The organism is Alteromonas sp. DYW1, from assembly GCF_059752595.1.
On the sequence record NZ_CM186038.1, the window covers coordinates 1,727,165 to 1,741,205 of the forward strand.

Here is a 14,041-nt window from a genome sequence, read left to right on the forward strand (position 1 = left end):
CGAGAAATGTTATAAATCGCTATCGTAAACGCTGAGCGATGGTATACTGCGCGGTCGAGAACTAATCATTTCACATTGAGGATTGCCTAAATGGCCGAGACTGAGCATCGTCCGACCAATTTTGTACGTCAAATTATTGATAAGGACCTGCAAGCAGGTATACATCAATCAATTAAAACGCGTTTTCCGCCTGAGCCGAATGGTTTTTTGCATATTGGCCATGCTAAATCGATTTGTCTGAATTTTGGCTTAGCACAAGATTATCAAGGCACTTGTAATTTGCGTTTTGATGACACGAATCCAGAAAAAGAAAATATCGATTATGTGAATGCGATTAAAAATGATGTGCATTGGCTAGGTTTTGAGTGGGATGGTAAAGACCGTTATTCATCTGACTACTTTGACGCGTTGTACGGTTTTGCGCTTGAGTTAATTCAGAAAGGATTGGCTTATGTTGACTTTTCTTCGCAGGAAGTTATCCGCGAGATGCGCGGAACACTCACCGCGCCCGGTACTAACAGCCCCTATCGCGATACTGCAGTAGAAGAGAATGTGGCGCATTTCGAGGCTATGCGCGCTGGTAAGTACAAGGAGGGTGAATGTTGTCTACGCGCCAAGATAGATATGACATCGCCATTCATGTGTATGCGCGATCCCGTGCTATATCGGATCAAATTCGCCCATCATCACCAAACCGGTGATGCATGGTGCATTTATCCAATGTACGACTTCACCCATTGTATCTCTGATGCAATTGAGCAGATCACTCACTCACTGTGTACTCTGGAGTTCCAGGATAATCGCCGTTTATACGATTGGGTCATTGAAAACATCAGTGCACCTGCCGTTCCGCGGCAGTATGAGTTTTCACGTTTAAACTTAGAATATACGGTGCTAAGTAAGCGCAAATTGATCCAATTGGTCGATGAGCAGCACGTTAATGGCTGGGATGATCCGCGCATGCCAACCATTGCAGGATTGCGACGCCGCGGATATACCCCAGCATCAATTCGAGAATTTTGCTTACGCATCGGCGTTACCAAGATGGATAACTTGGTCGAAATGGGTATGTTAGAAGCCTGTATTCGTGATGATCTGAATGTTAATGCGCCGCGCGCGATGGCAGTGTTAGATCCGATAAAATTAGTCATTGAAAATTATGTCGATGACGGTGAAATACTTACTTCTCCCAATCATCCAACCGATGAATCAATGGGAACTCGATCTGTACCTTTTAGCAAAGAAATTTGGATTGAAGCTGAAGATTTTCGTGAGTCAGCCAATAAAAAGTTCAAGCGTTTGGTATTAGGCAAAGAAGTGCGCTTGCGCAACGCTTATGTCGTCAAAGCAGAGCGGTTTGATACTGATGCTGATGGTAACGTAACTACCGTTTACTGTACTTATGACAAAGAAACGTTGGGTAAGGATCCAGCGGATGGGCGCAAGGTTAAAGGGGTTATCCACTGGGTCGATGCTAAAACTGGCGTACCAGCGACATTTAACTTATACGATCGTTTATTTAATCAAGCCAATCCTGCCAGTGCGGAGAACTTTGTTGATACGATTAATCCAGATTCGCTAACAATAGTGCAAGGCTTTGCAGAGCAATCCTTAGGAACAGCTACAGTACTGCAAGCTTTTCAGTTTGAACGTACTGGGTACTTTTGTGTCGATAATGATTCGACGTCTGAACGTCTAGTGTTTAATCGTACCGTTGGGTTACGCGATACTTGGAGTCATTCTGAGGGCAGCAACTAGCAACATTTCTTTTACATAATAAAAAAGCCAGCGACTCGCTGGCTTTTTTATTGCAACAGCCTTTTACTCATTAAAGCGTTGGCTGAAACGGTCACTTGGGTTGGCAATCAAATATCAAGCCGCTAACTCCAGCACTGGCATTGCTCATTAAATAGCAATAGGTCGGCATAATATCTTTAGGGGTTTTAAGCAAAGAAGCATCTTCAGCAGGAAATGCTTTCGCACGCATCGCGGTGCGGGTGCCACCTGGGTTGACACAGTTAAAGCGAATGCGAGTAGGGGAATATTCATTCGCTAACACTTCCATCATGCCCTCTGTCGCAAATTTAGAAATACTGTAGGTACCCCAAAATTTGCGGCCTTGGCGGCCCACAGAAGAGGTTGTAAAAATAACTGAAGCGGCCGAGGAACTTAGCTTCAATGCCGGCAATACCCCCTGCATCAGTGCAAAGGAAGCGTTAACATTGACCTGCATTACATCGTTATATTCTTCGGTTGTAATTTCTGTAAACGGACACAGTGCGCCCAAAATACTCGCATTAAGCACCACACCGTCGAGGTGGCCAAATTGGTCGATGATGGTATTTCCCATTTGGCTATAGTGTTGAGGAGTTGCACCTTTTAAGTCGAGCGGAACTATCGCGGGCTCCGCACCACCGTTAGTCACAATCTCATCATAAACTGCTTCGAGTTTACTGACAGTTTTGCCTAATAGAATACAGGTTGCGCCAAGCGCCGCATAAGTAATGGCCAGGGCTTTGCCAATTCCATCACCGGCACCTGTAATCAAAATAATTTTACCGTTCAGTTCATCGGGTTGCGCCGAATAGTTATTGGCAATTGCTATTTTGCGTTCAAAAGTCTGAGAATTCATCATGTTGTAATGCAGCCTTAGTTGCACAGTTTTAATCGAGCCGCACGGCTCTGGGAAGCAGATAGAAGATGATAAACGAAATACCCATGCATTAGCACAAAAATAATTTCTGATCGGCGCGCAATAGTCCAATTTATGCAACATAATTACAAAGTGTTAACAAACCTTTGCAATGTTGCTACAAAGCCCATAATATTACGCTAAAGTTAACTGGTCTTACTTGTTTAATATTTGTTCATTCATGTGAACAGTGCACGTCAAGTACGCACAGTCTCTATTCATGAACAAGAATAACAATAGAATTGTAGGGAGTCGAAATGAGAAAACTATTAATCAGCAGCAGCATCGCCATGGCGCTAGGCTTGGCGGGTTGTGGTGGTGGCGAGACAATCGCTGACATCGAAGCTGAAGTGCCGGTAGAACAGCCGCAATCTAGGATCGTTTTTGATCCAGGTGCGGGTGAGTTGAACATCCCTAACGACTTACTCATGTTGCCTGGCGACGATGGGTTCTTCGATTACACACTCAACATACCTGTTGCCGATCCGACCAACTTTGGTGATCCGCAGAACGCATTAAACGTGCTGGATGGTTGGGCAACCAGTCACCCATTTGTCATCAACGTGGAAACGCCTGAAGGCGTTGCGCTTGACGAATCAACCTTGGCCGCTGGCGTGCACATCTTCGAAGCTACACTCGGTTTAGACCAATCAGATCCTGATTGTGCTGCTATTCGAGTGCCGAGCGCTGGTTGTAAAGTTGGCGATGAACTGGTTTACGGCCAAGATTTTGTCATGAGCTTGAGTGGCCCAAACACGATAAACGTAGTTCCGTTAAACCCATTGAAAGCTGGGTCTGGGCATGTATTGGTAATGACCAATGCCCTAAAAGATACCACGGGTAAATCAGTTGCAGGTTCAACAACGTGGGAATTAGTAGCACAAGATCCTAACGTTTTACCGCTTGCAAGCCCATCGCAACTATCTCTGCAGAATCTCATTAATTCGCACATCCTTGCGTTATCGAATGTGGGTTTTTCACGTGACGAAATTACCTATATATCTGCATTCACGACTCAATCTACACTTTCAACAATGGAAACATTGAAGCAGGTGATGATTGCCGAGTTTGCAGCGCGAGCACAGGCGGGCGATCCAGCGGCAGGCGAAGCATTGCCAGCAATTGTGGTTACTGATGCCACAGGCCCGCAAAATGTAATGGAAACCTTGGGCTTAGTATCAGCAGAAGCTGTGGCCGGAGCAGTGCAGCTAGGGATCAGCCAATTGCCACCTGCGGCAGCGCCTCTCATCCCATTAATTGAAGCGACAGATTTCTCAGCCTTACAAACCTGTAATGGCTTGTTTGGTACTGTGGGTGGTCAGCTTGCGCCGGTATGGGGTGCAGTGAATGATTTTGCGGTTGCGGTATCAACGGGTATTCTTCAACAGGTAGGTCCGTTCTGTGCCGCAACGCGCATGGAAGGCTCGATTTCGTTGCCTTATTACTCGGCTGTTCCGACTGCAGAGAACCCATTTGCTCCGATTAACGGATTCTGGGAAGCCGCATGTGATAGCGGAATTGTGCTTGCTGGTGCACCGCAAGAAGTGCTTGCCGCAGCGACACCTGGTCCAAACGCAGCGTTTTGTCAGCAAGTGGGTTTAGCTGATTTACGCGTCAATGGCCAAAAGTTAGATTCTGCTCGTAACATCACTAAGTTTAACCCTGTACCACAGCCTAAAGGCCGGGATATGGGCGATGAGACATTAGACGTACAAATCACTATTCCTAATCCAGCACTGGCTACAGCATTGGGTTTCCCAATCCAGAAGCCTGAGGCAGGATGGCCAGTAGTGATTTTGGCACACGGTATTACCTCGAAAAAAGAAGATATGTTAGCCATTACTGGCACACTCTCTTTAGCCGGCTATGCAACAGTTGCGATTGATCAACCTTTGCATGGTAGCCGCGGTTTCGATCTGAGTGAGTTTGGTATACCTGCATTGCTTAATACCACTAATGATGACGAAGCTTATCCAGGTAATTCAGCGACGGTTTATATGAACCTAGCAAGCTTACCTACTGCACGTGATAATTTACGCCAGTCGGTATCTGATTTGCTTGGTTTGCGCCTTGGTCTGAATGCATTTGTGGATACATCAGCGAGTCAACTGGGTGATATCAACCCATTTGATGTTTCGGTTATGGGGGTTTCGTTAGGTGCGATTACTGGCGGTAACTTTGCGGCTATCGCAAATACTTCCTTAGGTAATCCACTGATTGATAATTTCTTTGCTATTCAGGCGGCATCACTAGAATCTCCTGGTGGTGGCTTAGCGGGCTTCTTATTAGAGAGCGGTGCGTTTGGCGGGCTTATCAGAGGACTATTGTTGAGTCAGTCATCACCTGAGTTCCAGGGCCTATTGATGCAGCTCTATGGCACAACAGACGTTACTGAAGCTCAGTTAACAGCTGCTGTAAGTGCATTCGAAGGCGCGTTGACGCCAGAGCAAGCAGCCAGTGTTAATGCTGTATTTGCGCAGTTTGCGTTCGCTGCGCAAACAGTTTTAGATGCAGCTGATCCAATCACTTACGGTGCGCGCCTGGGCTCGAATACACCGGTTCATATGATGACGGTTGTTGGCGATGGTGGAGATAACCTGCCTGACCAAGTGATCCCGATTTCAACTGCATTACCTTTGGCAGGTCAAATTCCGTTGGCTCGTCAAATTGGTCTTGAGCAAGTGGTCTCAACCATCACGAGCACTGACCCATTAAGTGGCCACGTATGGTTTAATGAGGGTGCACACGCATCAAGTTTGAATCCTGCATCAAGTCCCGCAGTTACTACAGAAATGCAACGTCAAGTAGCGGGTTTCATAGCGAGTAAGGCACGCTTGCTACCCATTACTAATGAGTCAGTTATTGCTAACTAGACTTATAGTCGAGTTAAAAAAGCCGGCATTTGCCGGCTTTTTTTATGTATTACCAATTGGGTTTATTTTTCACTAAGTCATTCACCGCATTACTATTTACTGTAGCTGATTAGCCAGTTATCGAAACAATAGTTGCGCAAAATGCGGGTGTTGATTCTTAGAGCAGTGCAGTCATAAAGTCATGGAGTTAGCGTGCTCTTCAAAGTACCATATGGTCTTAAGTATTAAGTCTAAATAAGTACGACTTTCAGTTTATTAACATTCGCTTTTATTATCGAGGTTACATTGGAATTTCTATACGAGTATGGCGTTTTTCTCGCCAAAGCAGTCACTATCGTCATTGCTATTGTAATTATCATTGCCAGTATTGCCGCTCAGGCCAGTAAACAAACTAAGGAACAAGGGGAGTTGTTGATTGAGTCGTTGTCGGAAAAGCTGGACGCTTTGATTGAGCATGCGCAACACAAACTATTATCCAAAGACCAATTAAAAGCATTAAAAAAGGCACAGAAGAAAGATAAGAAGTCAGGTAAGGATGACGCTGAAAAAGCGCATTTGTTTGTCATTGACTTTAAAGGCTCAATGGACGCGCACGAAGTCGATAATTTGCGTAAAGAAGTGACTGCAATTATCAGTATCGCCAAAGAAAATGACCAAGTTTTAGTCAACGTAGAGAGTGGTGGTGGCGTTGTGCATGGCTATGGGTTAGCTGCATCACAACTACAACGATTACGCGATCACGGATTGGACCTTACGGTCGCGGTTGATAAGGTCGCTGCCAGTGGTGGTTACATGATGGCCTGTGTTGCCAACCGTATCATCGCATCTCGGTTTGCAATAATAGGCTCAATTGGTGTAATTGCCCAATTGCCGAACTTTAATAAAATTTTGAAGAAGAATGATATTGAATTTGAGCAACATACTGCTGGCGAGTATAAGCGCACATTGACCATGTTTGGCGAAAACAATGAAGCTGGTCGACAGAAATTTCGCGATGAGCTTGAAGAAGTCCATGGTATGTTCAAAGGGTTCGTTAAAAACAATCGGCCAGAATTAGACATTGATACTGTTGCAACTGGTGAATACTGGTATGGAGAACGCGCGCAAGCATTGGGTTTGGTTGATGAAATCCAAACCTCTGATGACTTTATTCTCGCTGCCAATATGGAAAAGAACGTATTTAAAGTGGCCTATACAAGTAAGAAATCCATGGCAGAGAAGCTTGGACTTAGTGTGGCCAATGGTGCGGAACAATTGTTTATGAAAATGTGGGAGCGCTCACAGTCGTTATTTAAATGAGTCAAGATACTAAGGGGAAAATAATAGCGACCGCTGAACAGTTGTTTGCGCAGTATGGTTTTACCCATACGTCTTTGCGCAAGATCACAGAGCACGCTGGAGTCAATTTGGCTGCGGTAAATTACCATTTCGGCAGCAAGAAAAACCTTATTCAGGCGGTCTTCAAGTTTTATTTCGACTTGGTGATCCCGCAAATGGATACACGCTTGAAACAGCTATCTAGTGCAGAAACTGCGCGTGTCGAAGATGTTATACATTGCATTGTCGAGCCGCTTGAGAATATTGAAAACTTTCGGCCTCGCGGAACGGCAACTTTTGTGCAGTTGTTGGGGCGTGGGTATAGCGAAACCCAGGGGCATTTACGTAGTTTTATCTTGGGCACTTATGGCGAAACTCTGTCAGCATTGATGGAGCAATTTCGGCGTAGTTTACCCACGGTCAGCAGTGAAGAACTTTTTTGGCGGTTGCACTTTGCTCTCGGCAGCTTTGTCTTTTCTATGTCCTCTAGCCAAGCATTAATGGAAATAGCTGAAGCAGATTTTAATGCTTCAGCTAACTTTCATCCTCTAACCCAACGTTTGGCTAAATTTGTTACTGCAGGTATTGCTGGCGAGTTTAATGAGCAATATTGATTGCGTGCCGGAGTGAATGTTGATATCCAGCGCTGTAAATCGGGTTGCCTAAACCCAAAGCGTGGCACCCTTTTTGAAAGGATTGAGTACTAAGTCGGAATAGAGTGGGGTGCGGTATTCATTTGCGTAAGCCAATGTGAACAGGGTAATTAAACTAAACACAAGTGCTTTAATTAACAATCACTGGGTAGTTTTTTTTATGTGTATTGTCGGCTAGTGTATTGAAAAAGTTTGTGTAAAGTAAAAAAAAGCCCGGTACTACCGGGCTTTTCTATGCATATTTTGAGTGAATATTTTAATCTACCGATGCGGGAGAAGCCATCGGTGCTTTGGCTGAAGACTTCACTGACGCCATTGCCGCAAATTTTCCAGATGTGACTAACTCTGGGCGTTGATCCTGAGCAAGCTCATTGATGGTTAACTCGCCAAATTCATAGTCTACCGGCTCTGGTTTCGCCATCGGATGACTGGCTCGCATGATCTTAATAGTGACCGTTTTATTCGCGCTAGGCTCATGCGCGAACAAGTCTTCGACAACGGGTGATGCTTCTACTGGAGTCGTATCTGTTGTTGGTTGAGCCTCTGAGGGTTCAGCAACGACCTTATCCGTATCGACTGCTTCTGTGATCGTAGCGTCAGTACTGGTAACTTCAGTCAAAGTCTCTTGTTGCGGTTTATCTTGGCTTGCAGCGGCTGCATCGTCTGTAGCGCTTTCAACCGCGACTGGAGCGTCAAAGTTTAATTCATCCTGAGTAACTTCGGTTTCACTCGCTTGCTTCTTGCGTTTTTGTCCTGCCGCTCTGGTATGTCTAGGCGAGCGGCGATTACGACTGTTGCTGCGTGTTTTCTCTTCGCTATCGCTGGCTTCATTATTTCCGTCAGCTGTGTCACTATCTTTGACGATGGCTTCGTCTGACTGAGCGTCCGCGGACACTGGATTCTCAGCCTTCGGCGCCTGACGCTTAGGTTTAGATGCTTTGGCTGGTGCCGGTTCAGTATTACTCGCCTCTGCACTTTTTCCAGTGGATACGTCCTGTTCAACGGCGTTTTGCGGCTGTTCAGCAACGGCACCATCTGTTGCGTTTTTGGCGCGTACACTTTTACGATTGTTGCGGCGACTGCGGCGTTCTTTTACTTGCTCCGTCGCGGTATCCGAATCTTTCTTTGCCTCTACACTGTCATCGCTCGCAGAATTGCGACGGTTACGTCCACGCGTGCGCTTGTCGTTTTGATTGCGGCGCTGACTTTCATTGCCTTGTGCTTGAGTTGCAGAGTCACTCGACTCTTCATTGTTGCGTTTGTTGCCTTTGCGATTGTCATTATTACGACGTTGACTTGGTTTCGCATTCCGTGAGCGATTATTGCGCTTTTGCTGCTGTCGGCCACCCTTACGTTGAGTTTTCTTTTGTGGCTGCTCTTCTTCAGCAAATAGTGCTTTGATCCAACTGACAAGTTTGCCGACAACGCTAGGCTCTTTTGGCACCTGTGGAGCTGGCGCAGGCGCGGGTTGTGGTGGTGCGACAAGTCCTTGCAATGCAGGTTCTTCTCGTTTCACTGTAGGCGCTGCATGCTTATCATCGACTTCGTTGCCGACATCAACAAGTTCAACGGTATAACTGGCATCGGTGATTTGTTCATCTACTCGACGGCGTTCAATCTTGTAGTGCGGAGTATCTAGATTAGGGTTTGGTAACAAGATCAATTGAACATTATGCCGCTTTTCGATGGATTGTACCGCTTTACGCTTTTCATTTAATAGGTACGTAGCAACACTAACCGGTAATTGGGCTTCTAATTGATGCGTGTTTTCTTTGATACTTTCTTCTTCTAAGATCCGCAAGATAGATAGAGCAAGTGATTCTGTACCACGCACAGTGCCATGACCACTACAGCGCGGACAAACGTTATACGCAGAGTCTCCAAGAGAAGGGCGTAGGCGCTGACGAGACATTTCAAGTAAGCCAAAACGCGAAATGCGACCAATCTGCACGCGTGCGCGGTCTGGTCCAACTGCATTTTGCATGCGATTTTCGACTTCCCGCTGGTTACGTACCGGCGTCATATCGATAAAGTCGATAACCACTAGCCCACCCAGATCACGCAAGCGTAATTGACGTGCAATTTCGTCCGCTGCTTCCAGGTTAGTGTTTAGTGCCGTTTCTTCAATATCTCCGCCTTTGGTAGCGCGGGCTGAATTAATATCGATTGACGTTAGTGCTTCGGTCGGGTCAATGACAATTGAGCCACCTGAAGGTAATCGAACTTCACGCTGAAAGGCAGATTCAATTTGGCTTTCTATTTGATAGTGACTGAATAACGGTACTTCACCTTTATACAGCTTTACCCGATTAACAAAATCCGGGCGTACTAATTGAATGTGCTGCAATGCCTGTTCATATACTGATTGCTTGTCGATGAGGATCTCACCAATGTCACGTCTAAGGTAATCGCGGATCGCGCGCACAATGACATTACTTTCTTGGTGAATAAGAAAGGGTGCAGAGCGCTCTTCAGCAACTTTACTGATGGCATCCCAATGAGTGATCAGGACACTTAAATCCCAAGCTAATTCTTCGTAGGATTTTCCTACACCGGCAGTGCGCACGATTAACCCCATACCGCTAGGAAGGTCGAGCTGATTTAGGGCCTGTTTAAGTTCAGTCCGCTCATCGCCTTCAATGCGTCGCGAGATCCCACCTGCGCGTGGATTATTCGGCATTAAAACCAAATAGCTACCGGCAAGTGAGATGAAGGTAGTTAAGGCTGCGCCTTTTTGTCCACGCTCTTCCTTATCGATTTGCACGATAACTTCTTGACCTTCTTTGATCACATCCTTAATGCTAGGACGTCCTTCAAATTTATATCCGTCAGGGAAGTATGTTTTGGCAATTTCTTTGAGGGGAAGGAAACCGTGGCGTTCAGCGCCGTAGTCGACAAAAGCAGCTTCCAGACTAGGTTCTACGCGAGTAATTGTACCCTTGTAAATATTCGCCTTCTTTTGTTCGTGCCCTGGACTTTCAATATCTAAGTCGTAGAGTTTTTGCCCATCTACGAGGGCGACCCGCAACTCTTCTTGTTGAGTCGCATTGATCAGCATTCTTTTCATTTTATCTTTCTCAGTTTTACACCGATAAAGACACACAGCAGGACCGCACGTCTGTACGGAACGTCATCACGACGAGCGCTAGCGCGAGAGAAGCCAATTAACTCTTTCTGATTAACTCTTTGTTTTCGCAGAGTTAACTATTGTTTAATGAGTGTCGGGGAGGCAAAACCCTAACATTTACTTTTTCTACTATTAAGCGCTGTTTTACCGCTTAATATTATCCAATTCTGTATTTGTATTTATCGGCGATTTTTATGTTTATCGCTTTGCAAATGATCCCAGCTCCAAATTGTAGGCGAGGGGAATAATTTCATCACTTGCTAAAAATGTATCTCAGTTGCGCGTTCATTGGCGCGGCGATACTCGATCCGGTTGAAGTGTTAGCGAAGTTCATAACGCTCTCTTCGGACGCGGTATTATCACTTTTTTTCAGTAAACTAGCAAGTAAACAAAATACTATTCGGAATGTATACGAAATGGGTTACACTGCGCGCCATGCAAACATCCCAAACTCAATCGAAGGTGCAGTTCCACGAAATTGATGCAGAGCATCAAGGTCAACGCGTGGATAACTATTTACATGCGCAACTCAAAGGCGTTCCCAAGAGCCTGGTGTACCGTATTTTACGCAAGGGCGAAGTGCGGGTTAATAAGAAACGGGTAAAGCCAGAGTATAAGTTACAAGCAGGTGATACTTTACGAATCCCACCGGTTCGCCAGGCAGAGCCTAATGCACTGCCGTCTGTTAAGCTGGATAAAGTCGCTAATCTAGAAAGCTTTATTTTGTTCGAAGATGATCGACTAATGGTGATCAATAAACCCAGTGGTATTGCAGTACATGGGGGCAGTGGACTTAGTTTTGGCCTTATCGAAGGGCTTCGTGCACTGCGTCCAGAAGCTAAATTCATGGAGTTAGTCCACCGTTTGGATCGTGAAACATCAGGTTGTATTCTGATTGCGAAAAAGCGCTCTGCGTTAAAACATCTGCATGAACAATTACGCGAGAAACGGGTGGATAAACGCTACTGGGCACTGGTCGAAGGACATTGGCCTGAAAACCGCTTTAAGGTTAAAGCACCTTTGCACAAGAATGTGATGCAGTCGGGCGAGCGCATGGTGTTTGTAAACCCGCAAGGGAAGCCTTCTGAAACACGTTTTCGTGTTTTGCAACAATTCTCTAATTGCACATTAGTTGAGGCAAGCCCAATTACCGGCCGTACTCACCAGATCAGAGTTCATTGCCAACATGCAGGCCACGTTATCGCTGGCGATCCCAAATACGGTCATACAGAATTCGATGAACAACTAAAACCTGCGGGTCTCAATCGACTGTTTTTACATGCGCGCTCAATCGCTTTCCACGATCCTCATACTGAAAAGACGGTGCGCTTTGAAGCGCAACTCGATCACTCATTAGCACACTTGCTAAAAACGCTAGAAGGGCAACAATGAAATATCGAATAGTGATATTTGATTGGGATGGCACTGTGATGGACTCTGCCGGGAAGATTGTTAAGTGCATGCAACTTGCTGCTATTGATTGTGGTTTAGAGGTCCCATCAAAGGCTGCGATTGAAGATATCATTGGGATAACTTTAGCACCTGCAATTCAAAAGCTATTTGCCATTGATGATCACCTGTTAACGCAGCAGTTAGTTGAACGATATAAGCAGCATTATTTGCACGAGGATACAACACCTTGCCCTTTGTTTCCGGGCATACTGCCGCTATTTTCGGCACTTGATACAGCGGGTTGTATCCTTGCCGTGGCTACGGGTAAAGCGCGGCGTGGGCTGAACAGAGCTTGGACACAAACCAATACCGGTGAGTTTTTTCGTTACTCGCGTTGTGCTGATGAGGCAGAGTCAAAACCGTCACCGGACATGCTCAAGCAAATTTTGGCGGCAAGTGGTTTGGGCGTAAAGGATGCAGTCATGATTGGTGATACCACCTATGATATGCAAATGGCAGAAGTCATCGGTATGGATCGAATTGCCGTTGACTACGGAGTGCATGAACGCCACAAATTGCAGGTACACAACCCCGTTTTTATCGCAGAGAGTGTCGCTGAGCTGCATCAATTTCTATTGCAGAATAAATAGACGGTTACCGTTGATGTATAAAATCAACGCTGTGCCAGTGTCAAAACCCTGAATTGTTATTCGCAGCGCGCTTTTAAAGCACCAGATAACAATCGTTCGGCAGTCACAACGCTCAACGGGCTAACCGGCATTATCGAGTGGATCGATACCGCGCGCTAGCAATAGATTTATTAGCCCTATTATTGGTAAGCCGACAATACAGTTAGGGTCATTATTTTGTATGGTTTTGAACAAGCGAATTCCGAGCCCCTCTGATTTAAAACTTCCCGCGCAGTCAAAAGGTTGCTCGCGGTCAGTATAAACGCTTATTTGTTCAGGGCTTAGGGTCCTAAATTCAACGGTTACAATTTCGACGTGGCTAGATACTTGTAGTTGTTGACTGTCAACAAGTGCAACAGCCGTATAAAAGGTAACTAGGCGACCACTACATAGCGTTAGTTGTTCAATAGCATTGTCACGGGTACCGGGTTTCCCCAGAATCAGAGGGGGTTGGTTCTCCAGCTCAACTGCAGCAACTTGGTCAGAACCAATCACCAAGCCATCGCACTGCTTAGCAACTGCCATCGCTTTGGCTATTGCTAAGCGTTTTGCTAGTGCGTCTGGCGCCTCATTCACGCGCGGAGTTTCATCGGTATTTGGAGCAATACAGTCAAAGTCTACCCCAAGACGTTTGAGTAATGCTGCTCGGTAGGGTGAAGTAGATGCGAGGATTAGTCGCGATTCCTCGGTGCTAGGCGTTGAAGTATGCATGCTTTACCAATTAAACCTTTGACTCAAGAGCGTATTCTCTATATTATGCGCGCGCTATGCAGAAAGTGAAACTGCCCCAGAACATTGATCCTATTAAAAGTGCGATAAAACGCTCCGACTATGTTGGTGTAATCGCCACTAAGGATATGGATCGCCTTTTGGACGCAGTCAGTCGATGCGATGAGTACGCCAACGTTAAAGTGAAGTTTGATAAAGACGCGCAGGGTCTTGTCTTCTTCCACGGAAGCGTCAGTATCGATGTGTCACTTATCTGTCAACGGTGTAACGGTGAGCTTGCTCACTCTCTTGATTTGTCGTTTTGTTATAGCCCAGTGCAGGGGATAGAACAGGCAGACGAGATACCCGAAGCGTATGAGCCAATTGAAGTAAACGAATATGGAGAAATCGATTTATTTCAGTTGCTAGAAGACGAGTTGATCTTGAGTCTACCATTGGTGCCGCTTCATGCAGAGGAGCAGTGCTCAGTCAAGCCTGAAGATATGACATTTGGTCAGATAGCAGAGGAACCTACGCGCGAAAACCCATTTGCGGTTTTGAAAGAACTTAAGCGAGATCAGGAGTAATTT

General features: G+C 45.8%; 10 protein-coding genes. 7 read left to right on the forward strand and 3 right to left on the reverse strand.

Features of this window, described 5'->3' with window-relative positions; all coding sequences use genetic code 11:
* Positions 1-90 precede the first annotated feature (90 nt).
* Positions 91-1,758: a glutamine--tRNA ligase gene (gene glnS, locus AC121Z_RS07635; protein ID WP_498127834.1), complete on the forward strand. Its 1,668-nt coding sequence runs from the start codon at positions 91-93 to the stop codon at positions 1,756-1,758.
* A gap of 91 nt (positions 1,759-1,849) precedes the next feature.
* Here glnS and AC121Z_RS07640 read toward each other — a convergent pair whose 3' ends face one another.
* Positions 1,850-2,635, reverse strand: coding sequence for a YciK family oxidoreductase (locus AC121Z_RS07640; protein WP_498127836.1), 786 nt, complete (start codon positions 2,633-2,635; stop codon positions 1,850-1,852).
* A 314-nt stretch (positions 2,636-2,949) separates the two neighbouring features.
* On the opposite strand from AC121Z_RS07640, the gene AC121Z_RS07645 reads away from it, so the two are divergent.
* The 3 genes from AC121Z_RS07645 (at position 2,950) to AC121Z_RS07655 (ending at position 7,496) form a co-directional block, all read left to right on the forward strand.
* Complete coding sequence (locus AC121Z_RS07645) at positions 2,950-5,565, forward strand: VolA/Pla-1 family phospholipase (protein ID WP_498127837.1); 2,616 nt, start codon at positions 2,950-2,952, stop codon at positions 5,563-5,565.
* A gap of 285 nt (positions 5,566-5,850) precedes the next feature.
* Positions 5,851-6,864, forward strand: coding sequence for a protease SohB (sohB, locus tag AC121Z_RS07650; RefSeq protein ID WP_498127839.1), 1,014 nt, complete (start codon positions 5,851-5,853; stop codon positions 6,862-6,864).
* Positions 6,861-7,496, forward strand: a complete 636-nt coding sequence (locus tag AC121Z_RS07655) for a TetR/AcrR family transcriptional regulator (RefSeq protein ID WP_498127841.1) — start codon at positions 6,861-6,863, stop codon at positions 7,494-7,496. The genes sohB and AC121Z_RS07655 overlap by 4 nt, the downstream gene beginning before the upstream one ends.
* 295 nt (positions 7,497-7,791) lie before the next feature.
* On the opposite strand, the gene rne is transcribed toward AC121Z_RS07655, so the two are convergent.
* A complete protein-coding gene (gene rne, locus AC121Z_RS07660) occupies positions 7,792-10,602 on the reverse strand; it encodes a ribonuclease E (RefSeq protein WP_498127843.1) in 2,811 nt (936 codons plus the stop codon).
* Positions 10,603-11,097: 495 nt separating this feature from the next.
* Between rne and rluC the strand changes: the two genes are divergently transcribed.
* Together rluC and AC121Z_RS07670 are read left to right on the forward strand one after the other, a co-directional pair.
* Positions 11,098-12,054: a 23S rRNA pseudouridine(955/2504/2580) synthase RluC gene (gene rluC, locus AC121Z_RS07665; protein WP_498127844.1), complete on the forward strand. Its 957-nt coding sequence runs from the start codon at positions 11,098-11,100 to the stop codon at positions 12,052-12,054.
* The gene (locus AC121Z_RS07670; RefSeq protein WP_498127846.1) at positions 12,051-12,704 is read left to right on the forward strand and encodes an HAD-IA family hydrolase; all 654 of its coding nucleotides are present in this window, start codon (positions 12,051-12,053) and stop codon (positions 12,702-12,704) included. The genes rluC and AC121Z_RS07670 overlap by 4 nt, the downstream gene beginning before the upstream one ends.
* A 120-nt stretch (positions 12,705-12,824) precedes the next feature.
* Here AC121Z_RS07670 and AC121Z_RS07675 read toward each other — a convergent pair whose 3' ends face one another.
* Positions 12,825-13,454 carry a Maf family protein gene (locus tag AC121Z_RS07675; RefSeq protein WP_498127848.1) on the reverse strand — a complete coding sequence of 210 codons (630 nt, stop codon included), beginning with the start codon at positions 13,452-13,454 and terminating at the stop codon, positions 12,825-12,827.
* 56 nt (positions 13,455-13,510) lie between these two features.
* Here AC121Z_RS07675 and yceD point away from each other — a divergent pair, with 56 nt between their 5' ends.
* Positions 13,511-14,038 (forward strand): 23S rRNA accumulation protein YceD, encoded by a 528-nt coding sequence (yceD, locus tag AC121Z_RS07680; RefSeq protein WP_498127850.1) that lies wholly within the window; start codon positions 13,511-13,513, stop codon positions 14,036-14,038.
* Positions 14,039-14,041 lie beyond the last annotated feature (3 nt).